Genomic DNA, 21,134 nt, shown 5'->3' on the forward strand with positions numbered 1-21,134 from the left:
GTTTCACTCCTTCCTAACTGAGCTCTCGTATGATTAACGATCTGAAAAAACTTCAGTGGCACCTCTGGTTTTGCTGGCGCGAAGTCTCGCGTCAAAGCGGCAGTATGGAGCTGACGAACAGCGAGTTTGACTATCTCTATGCGTTATTAGAACACCCGCAGGGGATGCGGCTCACGGAACTGGCTGAATGTATGAAAGTCAGCAAAGCTTCTGCCAGCGCCATGGTGAGCAAATTAGAAAAACGCGGCTATATTCAACGTATTTCCTGTCCTGAGGATGGCCGCGCAACGTTGTTACAGGCCACCGAGAAAGGCGCTGCGTTAGAAAAAGAAGAGATGGATATCTACGCGCAAACCACTCAGCAAATGGCGACCTCGTTAACGCCAGAAGAACAACAGCAGTTTGAGCATTTGCTCCACAAAGCCTGCGGCAGCTTAAAAACAGGCTGAATAGCGATAAGAAATAGATAAGAAAGAGATCTGGGAAAAGTTATGTTGCAGCAAAGTATTACCCGCACATTCTGGCACTACAGTATTCCGGCTATTGCCGCACTGCTGATCAGCGGCTTGTATCAAATAGTTGATGGTGCCTTTATCGGTCATGCGATGGGCGCTGAAGGCCTTTCTGCCATTAATATGGCTTGGCCACTGTCGGGCGTTTTGCTTGCGGTGGGGATGATGATCGGCATGGGCAGCGGCGCACGTTGTTCATTGGCGCAGGGCGAAGAAAAAATTGATAAGGCGCGGCGCATTTTAATGCAGGTATTCTGGCTGTTGATCGCCATGGGTATCAGCGTGGGGCTGTGCATCGTTTATTTCGCTCCGATGTTTATGCGTTTGCAAGACGCATCCGGCGTTATTGAAAACTATGGTATTGATTACTTAACTATTATTGGTATTTCGGGGCCCATTGTCCTCGGCAGTATCGCTATGCCGCTGTTGGTGCGCAACTTAGGCGCGCCAAGATTAGCGACTATTGCCATGCTGACGGGGGCGCTGCTAAATGTGCTGATGGATTATGTGTTCATCATTCGCTTGGGCTGGGGATTAAAAGGCGCAGCGATAGGAACGATAATCAGTGAAAGCGTGGCGGTGATTATTTGCACCGGATTTGTTTTCAGCCGCTATAACAAATTACGGCCTCAGCGCGAGCACATTGCATTTAACCTGCGCCTCAGTGTGGAATCTCTAACCACCGGTTTTTCCAGCATGCTGATGTACCTTTATCTCAGCGTAGTGGTCATGATGCATAACCTGCTTTTCATGAAACACGGTGGGCCAATCGAAGTGGCTGCCTATGGGATTGCCAGCTACCTGATTGGTTTCTATTACCTGCTCGCCGAAGGCGTGTGCGGGGGAATGCAGCCGTTGGTGAGTTACTATTACGGCGCACGCCAGCCGGATAAGGTACGTCAGGTCTTAAAATTAGGCTTGATGACCGCAGTCGGCGGCGGCATTGCGTTAGCGGTCGCGATACTGATTCTCCCATCGCTGTTTACCAGTATCTTTATTTCCGGTGACAGCGCGCTGCACGTGGCAACCATTCACGGCCTGCGTCTGCATCTGTTTGTGATGTACTTAGATGGCTTTATCGTGCTCGCCGCAACGTTCTTCCAAGCACTAGGCCATGCCCGCTATGCAACGTTTATCACGCTGAGCAACATGCTGATCTTGTTCCCATTCCTCGGTTTTTTCCCGTGGATATTCGGTCTGGACGGCGTGTGGTTGGCGATGCCTTTATCGAACATCTGTTTATCGATAGTGGTGGTGTTAATGCTTAAGCGGCAGCTGCGACGTCTTGGTATCCGGTTGACGCCTAAGAAAGAATCGTTAGCTAGCTGAATAAATGAGTAAGTGAAATCCAGCCTTGATATATGGCTGGATTTTTTTCCCCACGATGTTGAGAAACAAGGCCAAAAAACATTTTTCGCGAGATCCCACACAGCAATCGGCAGTAGGCGGGCGTAAGGTACGCGCACTCACGCATTGAAAAGGGAATATCATGAAAAAAATGTCGCCATTATGGCTGGTCAGCCTGATAAGCGTGGCACCGTTATATGCTGCTCAAATCCCCGCAGGGACATCGCTCTCTCCCCAACAAATTTTCCGCTACAACAACCATGCTGAACCCGCGACGCTCGACCCACAAAAGATTGAAGAAAACACCGCCGCGCAGATCGCTCTCGATCTGTTTGAAGGGCTAGTGTGGTTGGACGGTAATGGTAAGGTGCAACCCGCGCAGGCTGAAAGCTGGAGAGTGAGCGCAGACGGCAAGCAGATCGACTTTACGTTGCGAAAAAATCTCCGTTGGTCAGATGGTTCGGCATTGACCGCCGATGATTTTGTTTTTGCGTGGCAGCGCGCGGTTGATCCTGCCACGGCGAGCCCATTTGCCAATTATTTTGCCGCCGGACATGTGGTCAATGCGGCTCAAATTGTGAGCGGGAAAATGAAACCGCAGACGCTGGGTGTACAAGCGCTAGATGCACGAACCCTACGCGTGCAGTTAGAACAACCGATACCGTGGTTTATTTCGATGTTAGCATGGCCCACAACGTTTCCGGTTCCACATGCGGTGGTTACGCAATGGGGAGAACGCTGGACTCAGCCTGAGCACATCGTGTCTAACGGTGCCTTTGTATTGGCTAAACGTATAGTGAATGAAAAAATCGTTGCCAAACAAAATCCTCAATATTGGAATCGCTCAGAAACGGTATTAAAGCAGGTTGAGTATTTAGTGGTCGACAATGCGGTTTCTGGTTATAACCGATACCGCGCCGGTGATTTAGATCTCACCTGGGTACCCGCCGGACAGATTAAAAATATTCAGCAAACCATGCCGAATGAATTACATATTATTCCGCGTTTAAACACCGAATATTATAATTTTAATACCACGCGAGCGCCGTTTGATGATGTTCGCGTGCGTCGTGCTTTATATCTTACTGTGGATCGCGATCTGATTGCCCATAAAGTATTAGGACTACGTGAGCCTGCCAGCACGCTAACCCCACCGCAGGTCGCTGATTTTAAATCTCCGGTACTTGATGAATTAAATGCACCATTAGCTCAGCGCGTTGTTTTAGCCAAAGGGTTGCTGCATCAGGCGGGCTACGACGAACAGCATCCGTTAAAATTTGAGCTGTTTTACAACAAATATGACCTGCACGAAAAAACTGCAATAGCACTTTCGTCACAATGGAAGAAGCTACTGGGCGCGCAGGTAACGTTACGCAATATGGAATGGAAGACCTATTTAGACGCGCGTCGGGCAGGGGACTTTATGCTGTCACGTCAGTCTTGGGATGCGACCTATAATGAGCCTTCTACGTTTTTAAATACGCTACAGTCCACGAGTGTGGAAAACGTAGGACATTGGAACGATGCCGAATATGACCGGCTATTGAAGCAGGCGGAGAACGTATCCGATCCGGTTATGCGCAATGTTTTATATTCACAGGCCGAAGTACGGATCAATCAACAAGCGCCGATTATTCCAATCTACTATCAGCCGTTGATTAAACTACTGAAGCCTTACGTTGGTGGTTTTCCAACACATAACCCGCAGGATTATGTGTATAGCAAAGAGCTGTATATTATTGCGCATTAAGATGAGCTATTCATGCCTCAGACGTGGGGGATATGGTTACGTTGGGGCATGAGTAAATACCTGTTAGCTATTATTCCATCACACTGAGAGTGACGTCGCAAACAAAATACGTAACGGTAAAAATGCTCAGAATGGCCCATATATTAGCTTCTCCCAACATACTGGCCAGCAGTGCCAGAGATAGGCTAAAACCAAACATAATGACCCACGTGATAATTTTATTAGGCATGATATTCCTACCTTGATTCACGATGTATTCATTTAGCTGTTATTCGCTGGATATCAGTATGAACCGCAGGCGGAATAATGCCAGTTTATAAAGGTTAGCTTATATCGGGTAATGTCAGTAAGTTTCAATAAATGTATTTTCTTGCGGTATTAATATCAGGCTATATAAAATAAATTTATTGGCGGATAGAAAAATTAAGCCTCCCTCAATGAAATAGGGAGGCTTAAGGATAGAATTAACCAGAATGTTTAAAGTAACTCAAACTCACCTTTATTTACGCGCTGTGAATCGAGTCCGATGAACACATTAAATGTACCCGGCTCTGACACATATTTCATCGACACATTCCAGAATTTCAGCTGATCGGCATCAATTTTAAAGCTAATGGTTTTTTGTTCGCCAGATTTCAACGTGATTTTCTCAAAACCTTTTAGCTCTTTAACAGGGCGACTCATTGAGGCCGTTTTATCCTGTAGATAGAGCTGAACTACGGTGGCGCCGTCACGCTTGCCAGTGTTTTTTACCATTACGCTGGCGGTTAAGCTGCCGTCACGCTTCATCACTGGGCTCGACATTTTCACATCGGATACGCTGAAAGTGGTGTAGCTCAGACCATAGCCAAACGGGTAAAGCGGGCCGTTGGCGGCATCATAATAATGAGAGGTATATTTCTCTGGTTTCTCAGGGTTATACGGGCGGCCCGTATTCAAGTGGCTGTAATAAATTGGGATCTGACCCACCGAGCGAGGGAAGGACATTGGCAATTTGCCTGATGGGTTGTAATCACCAAACAGCACGTCAGCGATGGCGTTACCGCCTTCGGTGCCTGAGAACCAACTTTCTAAAATAGCATCGGCCTGCTGATTTTCTTTTTCAAGCGCCAGTGGGCGGCCATTCATCAGTACCAGTACCAGCGGCTTACCCGTTTGCTTCAGTGCGGCAATCAGATCGCGTTGGCTCTGTGGGATAGTGATATCGCTACGGCTCGACGCTTCGTGCGCCATCCCCTGAGCTTCACCCACGACGGCGACGATAACATCTGATTTTTTAGCGGTAGTCACCGCCTCATCAATCATCGCCTGTGGCGTTCGGGGATCGACGCTCACGGCTTTTTCATACAGATTCAGAAAATCAGTGATCCCCAGATCGTTCGAAACGTTGGCACCTTTGGCGTATAAAATCTGCGCGTTGTTGCCTACCGCATTGCGCAGACCTTGCAAGACGGTAATGGACTGATCTACCACTCCCGCCGCAGACCAACTGCCCATCACATCACGTTTGCTGTCGGCCAGAGGGCCAATCAGCGCAATAGTGCCTGATTTTTTCAACGGCAGGGTATCTAGACGGTTTTTTAGTAGCACCATGCCTTCACGCGCTACGCTGCGCGCTTCTGGGCGATGCAAACGGCTTTCCGCGTTGGTATCAACAGGATCTGAACCGACAGGCCCTAAGTGGCTGTAAGCATTGTTAAATAGACCCATATCATATTTCACGTTTAGAACATGACGCGCGGCGTCGTCGACTTCTTGTTCGCTCACGCGTCCGCTTTTGACCAAGCCAGGTAGGTATTTGCTGTAATACTCATCGCTCATACTCATGTCGATGCCGGATTTCACCGCTACGCGCACGGCATCTTCAGGATCGCTGGCAACGCCGTGCTTAATCAGTTCTTTGATTGCGCCGTGATCGCTGATGGTGATGCCTTTAAAATTCCATTCATCGCGCAGTACGTCTTTTAATAGCCAACTGTTAGACGTTGCCGGCGTGCCGTTAATTGAATTGAGCGATACCATGACGCCGCCGCTGCCCGCATCAAGTGCGGCTTTATACGGTGGCATATAGTCTTGGAACAAACGCTGCGGACTCATGTCCACGCTGTTGTAATCGCGTCCGCCTTCCACTGCGCCATAGGCGGCGAAGTGTTTCACGCTGGTCATGACCGAATTACGATCGGCTGGGTTGTTACCCTGCATAGCTTCAACCATCAAACGGCCCATTTCGGAGGTCAGATAGGTGTCTTCACCGAAGCCCTCGGAGGTGCGCCCCCAGCGAGGATCACGGGTAACATCGACCATTGGTGCCCACGTCATGTTTAAACCATCTTCGCTGGCCTCATAGGCTGAAATACGCCCAACGGTAGTGACCGCATTGCGATCCCAACTTGATGCTAAACCGAGGCTAATAGGGAAAACGGTACGTTGGCCGTGAACCACGTCATAGGCGAAAAACAGAGGAATTTTCAGGCGACTAAGCTGCATAGCCTGATCCTGCATTTTGCGGATGTCTTGGCGGGTCACGGTGTTAAAAATAGCCCCGACCTGACCTTGTTTGATCATCTCGCGAATGACTTCTTTAGGATTGTCTGGCCCCACGCTGATAAGGCGCATTTGGCCTATTTTTTCATCGAGCGTCATTTTGCTCAGCAGATCGGTTACGAAAGCATCACGCGCCTGTGTGGATTGCGGTTTCACCATTGGGTGAACGGGTTGAGTTGTGTCTGCATGAACAGGAGACAGAGTAGTTGCAATCAGTCCTGCGACCAGACTGAGCGAGCAAAGCCATTTCATCGCGGAATTTTCTCTCGTATTGGCTGCTAAGCAGCGGGTGGAAGTGGGCACAGTTTGCCACAGGCTCTATTAGCACACCCTTCATATTTAAGGTGGAACCTCAAATAATAGTGAATGATCTCAAGGCTGAGCGGGGCGCTTTTAACCATAAACCCCGTCCTTTTGCACCAAGGCCTGATTTTGGCTGGTTCGGACGCGCCGAACCGAGTCGCGAGCCACCAGCGTTCCGTTCAATAATAAATTGCCCAACGGCGTGTTTGGCTGCATGAGTCGCCGTTGCAGCATACGCACCGCTTCCTCACCTAATTCGTCTCTAGGTACATGAACCGAAGTGAGCGGAATATCGTGGATAGCAGCCAGATTGAATCCGTCCATGCTCATCACCGAAATATCCTGAGGCACGCGCAATCCTGCTTTTAACAGGGCGTTGACGGCGCCGACCGCCATATAGTCTCCTCCGGCGAGGATTGCGGTGGGACGATGTTCGGCAGGGCAATGTTCAAGAAACTGAGCAACGGCAAGCTCTGCATCTGCGGCACCAAAGCTCGGCGCGGTGAGCAGGGCATCGTCGCTATTAAAAGGAAGATTATGTGCTTGATAGGCTTCGCGAATACCGGCTAAGCGTAGTTCCATGGTATAGCGACGCAGGCAAAGCAAATGTAAAACGTGGCGATGCCCCTGCTCAAAAAGATAGTTTGCGGAAAACTCACCGATGGTTTGGTGGTCGGGCGCAATACCGGGCAGACGCATTTTGCGATCGCGGCAGTTGATCAGAATACACGGTTTGCCTAAGTCTGCGGCGAGAGAGTGAATGTAGGGATCGTCAATGCCAATCAGCATGGCGGCCTCGGTGGCGGGCTCGTTCATTTTTTGCAGGAAGAGGGAGACATCGCTGTCATTTTCTTCCAAACAACAATAGCGCAGCCGAACCTCGTGAGGCTCCAACGCTTGAGCAATCCCTTGGATCACCTTGTAGTAAAAGATGTCAGACCGCACGTCAAATGCGCGTTGAGGGGCAAACACCACCAGCCCGTTCAGCAGCATTCTCCCCGTTGAGATTTCATCCAAGACACCTTGCTGGCGCGCTGAGGCTAAAACTCGCTGTTTAGCCGCTTCACTGGTATTCGATTTTCCTGATAGGACGCGTGAGACCGTACTGATAGAAAGCCCCGTTTGAGCGGCGATTTCGCGGATTTTTAGCTTTCCGTTCATTTTGTGATCTCGTTCAAATTCGAAAATGACAAAATTTTCATAAGCCAATAATCGCCACACAGCGGGAGTTCTTGACCGAAAACAGTGAATTCCAAGAGTGGCATGAAAATCCTTGCAAAAAAGTGCGTATCCCCACGTTTTTAACTTCTTTACTCTCAATTGGTCGACCAATTACAAGCGTTACCTTGGTCACAAAAATGGATAATTAAATTAAAAATCAAATATATAGTCATAAATAGCGATATTCTTATTGGTAAGATACATTTCAAAAAGCTCTATACCAACAATGTGTTCAGCCAACAGCGTATTGCTACTGCGACCAGGGGATCACCATGAGTCTTGATATGAATCAACCGGCTGTGGCTGTAAAGGAAAAACGCAAGATTAAAAACCTACGCTGGTGGATGTTGGCGCTGTTCCTGCTGGGGGTTACGGTCAACTACATCACGCGTAACTCGCTAGGGATTTTGGCGCCAGAATTAAAAACCAGTATGGGGATGACCACCGAGCAGTATTCGTGGATCGTGGGGGCTTTTCAAATTGCCTATACCGTGTTCCAACCGCTGTGCGGATGGTTGATCGACGTGATAGGCCTAAAGATTGGATTTCTGATTTGTGCGGGGATTTGGGCGTTGATGTGCATGCTTCATGCGGGAGCCGGTAGCTGGATGCAGTTGGCGATCCTGCGCTTCTTTATGGGCGGAGCGGAAGCCGCGGCAACCCCTGCTAATGCCAAAACTATCGGTGAATGGTTCCCGAAAAAAGAGCGTCCAATCGCAGCAGGCTGGGCTGGCGTCGGGTTCTCGATTGGCGCAATGCTGGCACCGCCGATTATCGTGGTGGCCCATGTTTCATTTGGCTGGCAGGGCGCATTTATGTTCTCTGGGGTTCTGGCCATGCTGTGGGTCGTGCTGTGGTGGTTGTTCTACCACAATCCAGAGCAACACCCGAATTTAAGCAAATCCGAGCTGGAATATATCAAGCAGGATAACGAACCAGCACCCGTTAAATTACCGTTCTTTAAAGCATTAGCCACGGTATCTAAAAATAAACGCTTTTATGGGATCGCCATTCCGGCATTTATGGCTGAACCGGCATGGGCGGTGCTGAGTTTTTGGGTTCCACTCTATTTAGCTAACGAACGTGGCATGGATCTTAAACAGATTGCGATGTTTGCTTGGCTGCCGTTCTTGGCCGCGGATTTAGGCAGCGTAGCCAGCGGATATCTCACGCGGATTTACGCTAAAGTCTTTGGCACTTCTCGCGTGAACTCTATTGTCGCCAGCTCAGTCACCGGCGCGTTCCTGATGATCTCACTGGCGCTGGTGGCAATCACCAAAGACCCTTATATCACCATTGCGTTGATTTCCGTTGGCGGCTTTGGCCATCAGGTAATCTCCTGCATGTTGAGCGCCTTGGTAGTTGAATCATTCGATAAAGGCCAAATGGCTACCGTGAACGGGATGCGTGGTTCCTTTGCGTGGATCGCCAGTTTCTTGTTCTCACTCCTGATTGGCGTGACCGCCGATAAAATCGGCTACAACCCGCTATTTATCGCCATGGGCTTCTTTGACCTGATTGGCGCCGTATTCCTGATTGCTTTTATTGCTGAACGCCGCCAGAAGCCGCGTCAGGCCTGATCCTTTAAATTTTTTGGAAGAGTAATAGAATGAAAACGTTGAAAAACTGGATCCTAAATCGCCAAGCAGCTGATCACGTTGAGTTAAAAGTCGATGGTCAGCATTTATTCCGTATCTATATTTTAGAATCAGGGCTGTTCCGCGTGATGATAAAGCAGCGCGGTGAACTGGCGCTGAACCGTACGTGGAGTATTGCCCCGCAAACGGATGTGCCTTGGGAGGGGCGTGACCGTGAAAGCACCGAGGGGTTCACCCGGCCTACTTTTGAGCTGGTACAGCGTGATACCGAACTGTGTATCAGCACCGACAAAATGCGGGTGACGGTACATCAACCGCTATGGTTAGAGTGGGAATATTGTAACGATGCCGGTGAATGGCTGCCGTTGGCGGCAGACCGTCCAACCAGCGCTTATTTACTGAATGCGCACGGCGATGGTGTTGCCCATTATCAGCGTCGTTTCCCAACTGAAAGCTATTATGGCTTGGGTGAAAAAGCAGGCGATCTTAACCGTACTGGTGGGCGCTATGAAATGCGCAATTTGGATGCGATGGGCTATAACGCGGCATCAACCGATCCGCTGTATAAGCATATCCCGTTCACGATTACGCGCAAAGAAGACGTTAGCTTCGGTCTGTTTTATGACAACCTCAGCAGCACCATGCTGGACCTAGGCAATGAGCTGGATAACTACCATTTAGCCTACCGTCGTTATCAGGCGGAAGCCGGTGATTTAGACTATTACATGTTTGTTGGTCCAAAGGTGTTGGACGTCACTAAAGCCTTTGTGCGACTGACCGGTAAAACATTTTTTGGACCAAAATGGAGCCTCGGCTATAGCGGCTCAACCATGTACTACACCGATGCACCGGATGCGCAAAATCAGCTGATGAAGTTTATCGAGCTGTGCCGTGAGCATGATATTCCGTGCGACTCATTCCAACTGTCGTCGGGTTACACCTCGATTAACAACAAGCGCTATGTATTCAACTGGAACTACGACAAAGTGCCTCAGCCAAAGGTGATGTCGCAGGCTTTCCTCGATGCAGGGATCAAACTGGCAGCGAATATCAAACCATGTTTGTTGCAGGATCATCCTAAGTATCAGGAAGTGGCGCAGCAGGGATTATTCATCCGTGATTCAGAAGCGGACTGCGCTGAGCGCTCGGTGTTCTGGGATGACGAAGGTTCCCACCTTGATTTCACTAATCCAGCCACGGTGAAGTGGTGGCAAGACAACGTAACCCAGCAACTGTTAGAAATGGGTATTGGCTCGACGTGGAACGATAATAACGAATATGAAGTATGGGACGGCGAGGCGCGCTGTCATGGGTTTGGCCAAGAAATTGCGATTAAACAGATCCGTCCGGTGATGCCGCTGCTGATGATGCGTGCTTCTTTAGAAGCGCAGCAGCGTTTTGCCCCTAAACAGCGACCTTATCTGATCTCACGCTCCGGCTGCGCAGGTATGCAACGCTATGTTCAAACATGGAGCGGCGACAACCGGACAAGCTGGCAGACCTTGCGTTACAACACGCGAATGGGCGTGGGGATGAGTCTGTCTGGCTTATATAATGTGGGTCATGACGTTGGTGGATTCTCCGGCGACAAACCAGATGCCGAGCTGCTTGTGCGCTGGGTTCAAAACGGCGTGATGCACCCACGCTTTACTATTCACTCGTGGAACGACGATCACACGGTAAATGAGCCGTGGATGTATCCGGCGGTGACGCCAGCCATTCGTGATGCCATCGTGCTGCGTTATCGCCTGCTACCGTATTTTTATACCTTGCTGTGGCAGGCGAGTGAAAACGATGAGCCGATGCTGCGCCCGACCTTCCTCGATCATGAAAATGATGCGGCGACCTTCGCAGAAACCGATGATTTTATGTTAGGTAAGGATTTGCTGGTGGCGAGCGTGGTGGAACAAGGACAGCGTCAGCGTGAAATCTATCTGCCTGCCAACGAAAGCGGCTGGTATGATTTCTACACCGGACAATGGTTTAGCGGCGGTCAGTCAATCACCGTGGACGCTCCTTTAGAGCGCTTACCGCTGGTCGTGCGTGCAGGGGCGATGTTACCGCTGTCAGGGCGTACCGCATTTGTAGATTCTGCCGCAGATGATTCTCGTGAACTGATGCTGTTCCCACCGATGGGTAAAGGTTGCGACCGCGGTATGCTATTTGATGACGATGGTGAAACCTATGCTTGGCGAGAAGGGCAGGCACTGTGGCTTAACTGGGAGATCGCTTCAGATAACCAACGTATAGATATTACGTTTACCCGCAAAGGAGATTTCCAGCCCGCGTGGAAGGAAATCGTTATCCGTCTACCGCAATGCGAACAACGTAAGCTGTATGTGAACGGCGTGCAGTGCACAAGCTATAGCCTTTAAGTCAGTTTAAACCCCACCCTAACCCTCCCCTTCACAGGGGAGGGAACTGTTCCGCGATGATAGTAAGATCCTCGATCTGCCCCTCCCCCTGCGAAGGGGGAGGCTGGGAGGGGGTCTTGCCAACTCATTGTCAGGGGAGGGAACCGTTCAGTGATGTTTGTAAGATCCTCGATCTGCTCCTCCCCCTGCGAAGGGGGAGGCTGGGAGGGGGCTTGCCAACTCATTGTCAGGGGAGGGAACCGTTCAGTGATGTTTGTAAGATCCTCGATCTACTCCTCCCCCTGCGAAGGGGGAGGCTGGGAGGAGGTCTTGCTAACTCGTTGCCAAAGTGAAGCTGGCAGGGGAATGCTATTTCCGCGCCGCTTCCTAAATAATTATTTAACTAAATAAATAAAACTAAATGGATTTAATTTATTTAATTCTAATTTATCGTTATTAATACAAACTACTCTCATTTAGGTATTTCGCTAAATTAAGAAAATTCATACGAAAGTAATCCTAGAATCTATATTTTAAATTTTTGGAAATAATATATTGCGGAATATTTGTGCTATTTAATTTCCGCTGAATCGGTTTTATTCACATTATTGGTGTTGACCTTCCACTAATCCTTCTCAACTTGATAAAGATCAACCACAACCAGTAGGGTTAATCCTTAGCATTTCACTACCTAAGCATTCCGCCAGACGAATGCGCATCTAAGGAATACTACGAATGGCTGAGGATAACTTTCTATCCGCTCACGGTGTGAACCGTCGTGACTTCATGAAGTTGTGTGCGGGTATGGCCGCTACACTAGGGCTAAGTTCCAATGCGGCAGCAGAAATGGCTGCGGCAATCACAAATCCACAGAGACCACCCGTTATCTGGATTGGCGCTCAAGAATGTACCGGCTGTACCGAGTCCCTGTTGCGTGCCACACACCCAACAATTGAGAACCTGATCCTCAATACTATTTCACTCGAATATCATGAGGTTTTGTCAGCGGCTTTCGGACATCAAGCCGAAGAGAATAAACATAACGCGATGAAGCGTTATAAAGGCAAATATGTTCTGGTTGTTGATGGCTCCATTCCGTTAAAAGACGGCGGTGTTTATTGCATGGTCGCCGGTGAACCTATTGTCGATCATATTCGCCGTGCTGCTGCCGATGCGGCAGCGGTTATCGCGATTGGCTCCTGTGCTGCATGGGGCGGCGTTCCAGCTACCGGCGGCAACCCAACCGGTGCGGTAAGTCTTGAAGAAGCCATCGGTAAACCGGTTATCAACATCCCTGGTTGCCCACCAAACCCGCACAACTTCCTGACGACCGTGGTGTATTACATCACCTACGGCAAGCTGCCAGAGTTAGATAGCAAGCATCGCCCGCTGTTTGCCTATGAACGCTTAATCCACGAAAACTGCGAGCGTCGTCCTCATTTCGATGCTGGGCGCTTTGCCAAAGAGTTTGGTGACTACGGTCATCGCCAAGGCTGGTGTTTGTATCATCTAGGCTGTAAAGGCCCTGAAACCTACGGTAACTGCTCAACGTTGGAATTCTGTGACATTGGCGGCGGTATCTGGCCGGTTGGTATCGGCCATCCGTGCTACGGCTGTAACGAGCAGGGCATTGGTTTCACCAAAGGGATTTTCCAGCTGGCAAACGTTGAAAACCCAACGCCGCGCGTGGATAAACCCGGCGTGGCTAACCGCGAAGGTGGGCATATTTCACCAACGGCGACCGGTCTGATTGGTGGTGCTTTGGGGATCCTGATTGGGGTCAGCTTGATGACGGTACGTGAGCTTGGTCGCCAGCAAAAGCGCCATGAGTCGGAGCGCCAAAACGCTGAGAAAAGCCACGCTGAGCACCACGATTCACGGGGGGAATAACCGTGAATAGAAGAAACTTTATTAAGTTTGCCTCTGCGGGGGCGCTGGCAGCGGGCACGGTGACATCAAGTACCGCGCAGGCGGCGGTGGAAAACAAACCGCCGATCCCCGGTGCGGTCGGCATGCTGTATGACTCAACGCTGTGCGTAGGCTGCCAAGCCTGTGTGGCTGAGTGTCAGAAGCTGAACAAAAACCAGATCAATCCTAACGGGCCGCAAACGTGGTCTAACAACGACAAATTAACGCCTTACACCAACAACATCATTCAGGTGTGGCAAGACGGTAGCGGTGTTAATAAAGATCAGGTCGAAAACGGCTACGCCTATATCAAAAAACAGTGCATGCACTGCGTCGACCCTAACTGTGTTTCGGTGTGCCCAGTACAGGCGCTGAAAAAAGATCCCAAAACCGGCATCGTGCATTACGACCCAGACGTCTGTACCGGCTGTCGTTACTGCATGGTGGGATGTCCGTTCGATATTCCAAAATATGACTATCACAACCCGTTTGGTGAGATTCATAAATGCCAGCTGTGCGATCAGAAAGGGCTTGAGCGTATTACCAAAGGCCAACTGCCTGGCTGTGTAGAAGTTTGCCCAACCGGCGCGGTTATCTTTGGCACGCGTGACGATCTGCTAGCTGAGGCCAAAAAGCGTCTGGCAGCAAAACCAGGAGCCGAGTATGCCTATCCGCGTCAAACCTTGAACGGTGGCGATAACTATCTGCATCCGCTTGCCAAGTACCAGCCGTATGTCTACGGCGAAAAAGAGGGCGGTGGAACGCAGGTGATAGTGCTGGCGGGGGTGCCGTATGAAAATCTAGGCATGCCGAAACTGGCTGAACTCTCAACTGGCGCACGCTCTGAGCACATTCAGCATACCGTTTATAAAGGCATGATCTTGCCGCTGGTGGTTCTGACAGGTCTGTCGGTCATGATCCGTCGTAACACCAAAAACCACCATGATGGAGATGATGATCATGAGTGAACATAAAGCCAGTCCGTTAGGTGGCCGATTAGTCAGTTGGCCGGTGATGGTGATGGCGCCCTTCGTGGTGCTATGCGGCATTTTCATCCTCAAGCGTTTGATCTTCGGGATTGGCTCCGTTGCCGATTTGAACGGCGGTTATCCGTGGGGACTGTGGATTTCATTCGACCTGCTGATCGGTACGGGTTTTGCCTGTGGCGGTTGGGCGCTAGCGTGGGCGGTATATGTTTTCAACCGGGGCGAATATCACCCGCTGGTTCGTCCCGCACTGTTGGCGAGCCTGTTCGGTTATTCGTTAGGGGGATTATCGATCACCATTGACGTGGGCCGTTACTGGAACCTGCCTTATTTCTATCTGCCAGGACACTTTAATACCTCGTCGGTGCTGTTTGAAACCGCAGTATGTATGACGGTGTATATCGGCGTGATGGCGCTGGAATTTGCGCCCGTCGTACTGGAGAAGTTTGGCTGGAAAGTGCCAATGAAGTGGCTGAATAAAATCATGTTCTTCATTCTGGCCCTCGGCGCACTGTTGCCAACCATGCACCAATCCTCAATGGGATCGTTGATGATTGCCGCGGGGAATAAAATTCATCCGCTATGGCAAAGCTACGAGCTGCTGCCGGTGTTCTCATTGCTTACGGCATTCATTATGGGCTTCTCCATCGTGGTGTTCGAAGGCTCGCTGGTACAGGCCGGGTTAGCAGGTAAAGGCCCGAATGAAAAGCCGCTGTTCTATCGACTGACGCAGGTTATAGATATTTTCCTGATCCTGTTCGTTGCGCTGCGTTTCGCGGAAATTGTGCTGCGAGATAAGTCAGAGTACCTCTCGCAGTGGAACCGCTATTCCATTTCATTCTGGTGCGAAATTGGGCTGATGCTCTTCCCGCTGCTGGTATTCCATTGGGATAGATTCCGCCGCGATTCGCGCATGCTGTTCCTTGGCGCGCTAAGTATGCTGCTGGGTGCTGCGCTGTGGCGTATGAACTACTCACTGCTGGCGTTCAATCCGGGCAATGGTTACCACTATTTCCCAACGTCAGAAGAACTTCTGATTTCAGTCGGCTTTGTGGCGATTGAAGTCTGTGCCTATTTGTTGCTAATCCGGATTTTACCGGTGTTGCCATCGCTTGAACGTGTACATAAAGATTATCAGGCCCGAGGGAAAGCTAAAGTATGAGCCAACGTATCACTATCGACCCGATCACCCGTATCGAGGGCCATCTACGCATTGACTGCGAAATTGAAAACGGCAAAGTCACCAAGGCTTGGTCATCCGGCACTATGTGGCGCGGGATGGAAGAGATTGTCAAAGGCAACGACCCGCGCGATGCGTGGATGATTGTTCAGCGTATTTGCGGCGTATGTACCACCATTCACGCGATTGCTTCAGTGCGCGCGGTGGAAAATGCGATCGGCGCTGAAGTGCCGGTGAACGCGCAGCATATCCGTAATCTGATCGTGGCAGCCCACAGCATCCATGACCACATTGTGCATTTTTATCAGCTGTCGGCGCTGGACTGGGTGGACATCACCTCGGCGCTGAACGCCGATCCTAAAAAATGCGAAGCCATGCTGAAAGGTGTTTCAACGTGGTCGCTGAATAGCTCGGAAGAGTTCACCAAGGTACAGCAGAAAATCCGCGACTTGGTAGCCAGTGGTCAACTGGGCATTTTTGCTAACGGCTATTGGGGCCACAAGGCGATGAAACTATCGCCAGAAGTGAACCTGATTGCGGTTGCTCACTATCTGCAAGCGCTTGAATGTCAGCGTGATGCCAACCGCGTGGTGGCGATTTTAGGCGGTAAATCCCCACATATCCAAAACTTGGCCGTGGGTGGCGTGGCGAACCCAATCAATTTGGATGCGCCAAGCGTGCTGAATCTGGAACGTTTGATGTATGTGAAGATGTTTATTGAACGTCTGGGTGAGTTCATTGAGCAGGTTTACAAAGTGGATGCGGCGATTATCGCGGCAAACTACCCAGAATGGCTGTCATTGGGCGAAGGCGCGAAACACTATCTCAGCGTGCCAGAACTGCCAACCGACGCCAAAGGCGGCAGCTTCCTGTTGCCGGGGGGCTACATCGAAAATGGTGATATGGCTAACTATCGCCCAATCACCAGCCATCAGGACGAATGGCTGATCGACGGTATTGCCGAAAGCTGCAAACACTCTTGGTATAAAGACGATGCAATCTTAAAACCGTGGGAAGGCAAAACCGAACCGAACTACACCGGCTGGCAGGACGAAGGTAAGTACTCATGGGTGAAATCCCCAACCTTCTACGGCAAAGTGGTAGAAGTCGGCCCACTGGCCGATCTACTGGTGAAACTGGCGGCTAAACATCCTGACACCGTAAAACACTTCAACGAAGTGAACGGTCTGTATAAAACGCTAAATGGCAAAGCCTTACAAACCGAGCAGCTGCATTCCACCATGGGACGCATCATTGGCCGTGCGGTTCGCTGCTGCGTACTGAAAGATACCCTGCTGCAACAATGGCAGGCGCTGATCGACAACATCGGCACAGGCGATCACGTAGCCTTTATCAAGCCTGAAATTTTGGAAGATAAAGAGTATCGCGGCGTCGGTTTTGAAGAAGCGCCGCGCGGTATGCTTTCGCATTGGATCGTGATTAAAGGCGGCAAGATCGAAAACTATCAGGCGGTTGTGCCTTCCACATGGAACTCTGGCCCGCGTAATACCAACGACGAGCCGGGTCCGTATGAGCAAGCGCTCATCGGCACGCCTATCGAAGATATCGAAAAGCCGTTGGAAGTGGTGCGCACCGTGCACTCCTTTGACCCATGCATGTCTTGTGCGGTGCACGTGGTGGACACGCGCGGTGGCGAAGTGACCAAGGTTAAGGTGTTGTGATGAATACGCTGATCTTAGGTATTGGCAACCTATTGCTCAGCGATGAGGCGGTTGGCGTGCGCATCGTTGAGCGCCTAGAACGCGATTTCCGTTTTCCTGAGGGCGTTGAGCTGATGGATGGCGGAACCGCGGGCATGGAGCTGATGGAGTACATGGCTAGCCGCGATTATCTGATTGTGGCCGATGCGGTACTCAGCGATAGTGTACCCGGCAGCGTCATTACGCTGTGTGACGACGAAGTTCCGGCGTTTTTTAGCCGGAAAATTTCACCGCATCAACTCGGACTGTGCGACGTGCTTTCTGCGTTGCATCTCACCGATGAGTTTCCACAGCGCTTAACGCTGGTGGGCGTGGTGCCAGAATCTCTGGAGCCGCATATTGGTCTGACGTCGGCGATTGAGGCGGCGATCCCTGTAGCTATGGATCGTATTGTCCAGCTTCTGCGTAACGATGGATGCCAAATAGAGCATAAAGGAGCGGTACATGCCTTCTGAACATGATTTGACGGCTATCGGTGCCGATGAGTTTTGGGGCTTTGAGCAAAATCCTGCTGATCTTTTGATGGAACAATATCAACAGATTGCGCAGGAAGAGATGGCGACGCTGCCGTTCTATCGTGCCGAAATGCCGATCGTAGTTGAGATGCAGCAGTATGAAGGGCAGTGGCTCGGCACGGTATTAACGCCGTGGATGCTAAGCGTGGTGATTTTGCCTGGGCCGGATCAGGTTTGGTCTTTGCGCAAACTCGGTGAGCGAATTGCGCTTTCCCTGCCGCGCGGCGACATGACGTTTATGGTCGGTGAATTACCTAAAACCGGCCAGCTGTTGTCCTGCTCATTGATGTCGCCGATTGAACCGCATATCAGCGCAGATGAAGGCAAGGCGTTAGTGGCGGATACGTTGAAGATGCTGCTGTCGTTGCCGGTGCAGGATAGCAGTGCGAGTGTAAACCTGTCTCGACGTGCCTTGTTTTCTAAATCATAAGCTCAACGCGTTGATTCAGAATTAAAAGCCATCAAGGCGCTATAAAAGTAGTCGTGTCATTATATCGCCGAACCCGAATTCATTGGGTTCGGCATTTTTTTGCCCTCAACTTATCGCCAGTGATTATTCAAAATCAGGCAAGAAGCGTTTCACATCGACCTCTTTGAAACGAGAACGCTCGAAGTGGGCTTTCAAATGGAACGGAACCGTACAGTCAAAAATGGTCTTACATGACATCCCTTCTTGCAAAATGGAGGGGCTGTAGTCTGGCATTTGCGAAGGATCGAGCGGATGGCAGCGAACGCCGGGGATAAAAATGGTATCCACATCGCCCTGATAACGGGTCTGCATTGCCCACATCACGTCGTCGCTGTCGAAAATATCCACATCTTCATCGACGAGAATAACGTGTTTCAACTCAGAAAACGCTGCAAAAGCTAGCAACGCCGCTTGCCGTTGGCGACCTTCGTCTACGGCGGCGCTTTTCTTAAACTGCATGACCGCCAGTAACTTTCCCCCGCCCGCAGAATGGGCAAAGACGTTGAGAAGTTTGCCCGGCATTGCACGTTCAACCATATCCAAAATACTGGCTTCGGTGGGTATACCCGCCATATTCACATGCTCTTCTCCCGGCCCGATGGTGGTACGCCAGATAGGGTTGAAGCGATGAGTCACGGCCTTGACTTTAATGACCGGCAGCGCGTCTTTGGCCGCACCGGTATAGCCGGGGAATTCAGGCATTGCCTTGCCGGTATTGGTGTTTTGATCTTCGCGCAGCCGTACATTGGGCAAGAGCTCGCCTTCAATCACAATCTCGGCGTGGGCGATGGCTTTTTCATTGATGGTTTTGCATTGCACCATTTCAACGGCATGGCCGCGCAGGGCGCCAGCAATACTCAGTTCGTCAAAGCCAAGCGGTGTGGTTGGAGGTTCAAAGCAGGCGGCGATTTCAATCGCGGGATCGACCCCAATGCTGATTGAAATCGGTAATGGTTTTCCCTGCGCTTCAGCTTTCATGCGGAAGGCATCGATGTGACGACCGGGCGTGAGCCACATAGAAAGCTCATCGCGGCTTTGTACGCATAGGCGATGGATGGTGATATCTGATTCATGCGTGTCGGGATCGGAGGCGTAGCACAGCCCCATGGTGATATACGGACCGGCGTCTTCTTCGGTGTTAGTTGGTGCTGGCAGCAGTTTGCGGAGGTCAAAATTCGCATCGTCGGCGAAATGAATCACCTGTTGGCACAGCGCTTTATCTGCGCCGACTGTCACGGGGGCGACGGCATTTTTCACCGAGTTTTTCAGCAGATGCCCCAGTTTTTCAGGTTCGCAGTTGAGAAAATGTCCTACGCGGCTGCGTGAACCATTCAAACCAATGGCGACGCTAATATTGTTGAATCCTTTAATTTTGTTGAACACCATGGCTGGGCCATTTTTCCGCGTTGGGCGCAAGCAGGTTCCACCTGCGCCCACGTAACGATATACGCCGGACAGTTCAGCGCACGGATCGACTTCAACGTCGGTAGAGACTAATTCGCCGGGCTGTGTGGCTAAAAAGGCCAGTGCGGAACGTAAATCATGAATGGGATTTTTAATTTTATTATCCGGAGTATTGTCCATCGTTCTGCCTTGAGATAAGAGGGCGTTGGTTAGGAATAGATATATTCTTAATTGAATTTCGTGACCAATACCGTTTCGGTCATAGTGGCTATACCGATACTCTCTATTATCTCTTTTATTGCAGCGAAATAGTGTCGCCGAATATTTGTCAGTGCGGCTTTACGGTGCGAAACTCGTCAGGGCGAAAATGATAAAGGGAAGCACGTAAGTGGATCTTAAAAGGCTGAAATACTTTTGTAAGGTGGTAGAGCAAGGCTCGATTAGCCAAGCGGCAAGAGCGCTGAATATGGCTCAACCGCCGCTGAGTAAAAGGATCCAAGAGCTGGAAGATGAGCTCAACGCCCCGTTGTTTATGCGTAATGGCAATCGTTTAGAAACGACCGAGGCCGGTTATTATCTTTATCGCAAAGCCTGCGATATTTTACGCCAGATAGAAGATACCGCGCGGGAAACAACGCTTCTCTCGAATCGCGAAACCAAAGTTTTAAAAGTGGGGCTCACACATCTATTTCAGCGCTATTTTAAGCCGCTGCTCTTAGAATTACATCGACGTAATCCAGATGCTGAATTACATATTTCAGTGCTCGATTCGAGCTATCTGGAATCGCATTTGAATGAGGGATTAATTGATGTTGCGCTGATTCAAAAACCTAGAAAATTTGAGGGGTTTGACTGTATCACGTTTCCTCCGATCCCCGTTGTGGCCGTGATATCTAACAAGCTGTTAGCTGAAGCACCTGTTTCCCCATTTCCATATCTTGCACTAACCCAGTTCCCCCTGGTTTTATTGCATCGCGCCAAAGATGCCGGAACCGATGAGATTTTATTGGATCACTTTCATAAAGGCGGCAAGCATCCCAATGTGATTATGCATATTACCCAGCCGGAGGCGATTCTAGATTGGATCGAGTCTGGACTTGCCGCGGCGACGCTACTGCCTGCGTCAGAGGTGGATGCCAGCAAACTCAGTCATAGCTATGTTGTTGAAGTTTTTCCGTCACCGATGGTGTTTTTCCCTGCGCTGGTGAAAACGCCCGTCACGCCTTACACCCAAGAGATGATGGAAATTATTCAAGAAGGCTATCCGTTTCAGAAGTGAATACAGGTTCACATTATGAGAGGGATAACCGGAATGGCCGGAA

At 50.3% G+C, this 21,134-nt stretch carries 15 protein-coding genes and 1 pseudogene; 12 read left to right on the top strand and 4 right to left on the bottom strand.

The genetic code is table 11. The features are described 5' to 3' along the window. The first annotated feature begins 29 nt into the window (after positions 1–29). The 3 genes from RSC70_RS16045 to RSC70_RS16055 all read left to right on the top strand — a co-directional run bounded on the left by RSC70_RS16045 (position 30) and on the right by RSC70_RS16055 (position 3,609). Complete coding sequence (locus tag RSC70_RS16045; RefSeq protein ID WP_130998957.1) at positions 30–449, top strand: MarR family winged helix-turn-helix transcriptional regulator; 420 nt, start codon at positions 30–32, stop codon at positions 447–449. A gap of 42 nt (positions 450–491) precedes the next feature. Continuing rightward, the gene (locus tag RSC70_RS16050; RefSeq protein WP_130933810.1) at positions 492–1,841 is read left to right on the top strand and encodes an MATE family efflux transporter; all 1,350 of its coding nucleotides are present in this window, start codon (positions 492–494) and stop codon (positions 1,839–1,841) included. Between the two features lie 160 nt (positions 1,842–2,001). Further along, positions 2,002–3,609: an ABC transporter substrate-binding protein gene (locus tag RSC70_RS16055; protein ID WP_332542983.1), complete on the top strand. Its 1,608-nt coding sequence runs from the start codon at positions 2,002–2,004 to the stop codon at positions 3,607–3,609. Positions 3,610–3,679: 70 nt separating this feature from the next. Here the strand turns inward: RSC70_RS16055 and RSC70_RS16060 are convergent, their stop codons facing one another. The 3 genes from RSC70_RS16060 to RSC70_RS16070 form a co-directional block, all read right to left on the bottom strand. Beyond that, positions 3,680–3,838, bottom strand: coding sequence for a hypothetical protein (locus RSC70_RS16060; protein ID WP_155395092.1), 159 nt, complete (start codon positions 3,836–3,838; stop codon positions 3,680–3,682). Between the two features lie 248 nt (positions 3,839–4,086). Further along, the gene (gene bglX, locus RSC70_RS16065; RefSeq protein ID WP_332542984.1) at positions 4,087–6,405 is read right to left on the bottom strand and encodes a beta-glucosidase BglX; all 2,319 of its coding nucleotides are present in this window, start codon (positions 6,403–6,405) and stop codon (positions 4,087–4,089) included. A gap of 141 nt (positions 6,406–6,546) precedes the next feature. Then, on the bottom strand, positions 6,547–7,617 hold the full coding sequence (locus tag RSC70_RS16070) for a LacI family DNA-binding transcriptional regulator (protein WP_061554749.1): 1,071 nt from the start codon (positions 7,615–7,617) through the stop codon (positions 6,547–6,549). Positions 7,618–7,949: 332 nt separating this feature from the next. Here RSC70_RS16070 and RSC70_RS16075 point away from each other — a divergent pair, with 332 nt between their 5' ends. The 8 genes and pseudogenes from RSC70_RS16075 (at position 7,950) to hybE (ending at position 18,369) form a co-directional block, all read left to right on the top strand. Next, positions 7,950–9,257 carry an MFS transporter gene (locus RSC70_RS16075; protein ID WP_103010027.1) on the top strand — a complete coding sequence of 436 codons (1,308 nt, stop codon included), beginning with the start codon at positions 7,950–7,952 and terminating at the stop codon, positions 9,255–9,257. A 29-nt stretch (positions 9,258–9,286) separates the two neighbouring features. Beyond that, positions 9,287–11,650: a glycoside hydrolase family 31 protein gene (locus RSC70_RS16080; protein ID WP_332542985.1), complete on the top strand. Its 2,364-nt coding sequence runs from the start codon at positions 9,287–9,289 to the stop codon at positions 11,648–11,650. A 714-nt stretch (positions 11,651–12,364) separates the two neighbouring features. Continuing rightward, complete coding sequence (gene hybO, locus RSC70_RS16085; RefSeq protein WP_046459282.1) at positions 12,365–13,519, top strand: hydrogenase 2 small subunit; 1,155 nt, start codon at positions 12,365–12,367, stop codon at positions 13,517–13,519. Positions 13,520–13,521: 2 nt separating this feature from the next. Beyond that, complete coding sequence (gene hybA / locus RSC70_RS16090; RefSeq protein WP_130998962.1) at positions 13,522–14,505, top strand: hydrogenase 2 operon protein HybA; 984 nt, start codon at positions 13,522–13,524, stop codon at positions 14,503–14,505. Further along, a pseudogene (hybB, locus tag RSC70_RS16095) lies at positions 14,498–15,740 on the top strand (Ni/Fe-hydrogenase cytochrome b subunit). The gene hybA and the pseudogene hybB overlap by 8 nt, the downstream one beginning before the upstream one ends. Then, the gene (gene hybC / locus RSC70_RS16100; protein WP_040044696.1) at positions 15,682–17,385 is read left to right on the top strand and encodes a hydrogenase 2 large subunit; all 1,704 of its coding nucleotides are present in this window, start codon (positions 15,682–15,684) and stop codon (positions 17,383–17,385) included. The pseudogene hybB and the gene hybC overlap by 59 nt, the downstream one beginning before the upstream one ends. Then, positions 17,385–17,879, top strand: coding sequence for a HyaD/HybD family hydrogenase maturation endopeptidase (locus tag RSC70_RS16105; protein WP_332542986.1), 495 nt, complete (start codon positions 17,385–17,387; stop codon positions 17,877–17,879). Before hybC ends, RSC70_RS16105 begins: the two co-directional genes overlap by 1 nt. After that, positions 17,869–18,369 (top strand): hydrogenase-2 assembly chaperone, encoded by a 501-nt coding sequence (gene hybE / locus RSC70_RS16110; RefSeq protein ID WP_282807302.1) that lies wholly within the window; start codon positions 17,869–17,871, stop codon positions 18,367–18,369. Before RSC70_RS16105 ends, hybE begins: the two co-directional genes overlap by 11 nt. Positions 18,370–18,492: 123 nt before the next feature. On the opposite strand, the gene RSC70_RS16115 is transcribed toward hybE, so the two are convergent. Beyond that, positions 18,493–19,992 (bottom strand): UbiD family decarboxylase, encoded by a 1,500-nt coding sequence (locus RSC70_RS16115; RefSeq protein ID WP_332542987.1) that lies wholly within the window; start codon positions 19,990–19,992, stop codon positions 18,493–18,495. A 208-nt stretch (positions 19,993–20,200) separates the two neighbouring features. Here RSC70_RS16115 and RSC70_RS16120 point away from each other — a divergent pair, with 208 nt between their 5' ends. Continuing rightward, positions 20,201–21,091, top strand: coding sequence for a LysR family transcriptional regulator (locus RSC70_RS16120; RefSeq protein WP_234619435.1), 891 nt, complete (start codon positions 20,201–20,203; stop codon positions 21,089–21,091). Positions 21,092–21,134: the final 43 nt, after the last annotated feature.

Source organism: Hafnia sp., assembly GCF_036648275.1.
Taxonomy (GTDB): Bacteria; Pseudomonadota; Gammaproteobacteria; order Enterobacterales; family Enterobacteriaceae; genus Hafnia; species Hafnia alvei.

Bases quoted from the DNA above. Each gene is read 5' to 3' on its own strand.
- hybC (WP_040044696.1), top strand. From the start codon at position 15,682: ATGAGCCAACGTATCACTATCGACCCGATCACCCGTATCGAGGGCCAT.
- RSC70_RS16080 (WP_332542985.1), top strand. From the start codon at position 9,287: ATGAAAACGTTGAAAAACTGGATCCTAAATCGCCAAGCAGCTGATCAC.
- RSC70_RS16105 (WP_332542986.1), top strand. From the start codon at position 17,385: ATGAATACGCTGATCTTAGGTATTGGCAACCTATTGCTCAGCGATGAG.
- RSC70_RS16050 (WP_130933810.1), top strand. From the start codon at position 492: ATGTTGCAGCAAAGTATTACCCGCACATTCTGGCACTACAGTATTCCG.
- RSC70_RS16075 (WP_103010027.1), top strand. From the start codon at position 7,950: ATGAGTCTTGATATGAATCAACCGGCTGTGGCTGTAAAGGAAAAACGC.
- hybO (WP_046459282.1), top strand. From the start codon at position 12,365: ATGGCTGAGGATAACTTTCTATCCGCTCACGGTGTGAACCGTCGTGAC.
- RSC70_RS16060 (WP_155395092.1), bottom strand. From the start codon at position 3,838: ATGCCTAATAAAATTATCACGTGGGTCATTATGTTTGGTTTTAGCCTA.
- RSC70_RS16055 (WP_332542983.1), top strand. From the start codon at position 2,002: ATGAAAAAAATGTCGCCATTATGGCTGGTCAGCCTGATAAGCGTGGCA.
- hybE (WP_282807302.1), top strand. From the start codon at position 17,869: ATGCCTTCTGAACATGATTTGACGGCTATCGGTGCCGATGAGTTTTGG.
- RSC70_RS16045 (WP_130998957.1), top strand. From the start codon at position 30: ATGATTAACGATCTGAAAAAACTTCAGTGGCACCTCTGGTTTTGCTGG.
- RSC70_RS16070 (WP_061554749.1), bottom strand. From the start codon at position 7,617: ATGAACGGAAAGCTAAAAATCCGCGAAATCGCCGCTCAAACGGGGCTT.
- RSC70_RS16115 (WP_332542987.1), bottom strand. From the start codon at position 19,992: ATGGACAATACTCCGGATAATAAAATTAAAAATCCCATTCATGATTTA.
- bglX (WP_332542984.1), bottom strand. From the start codon at position 6,405: ATGAAATGGCTTTGCTCGCTCAGTCTGGTCGCAGGACTGATTGCAACT.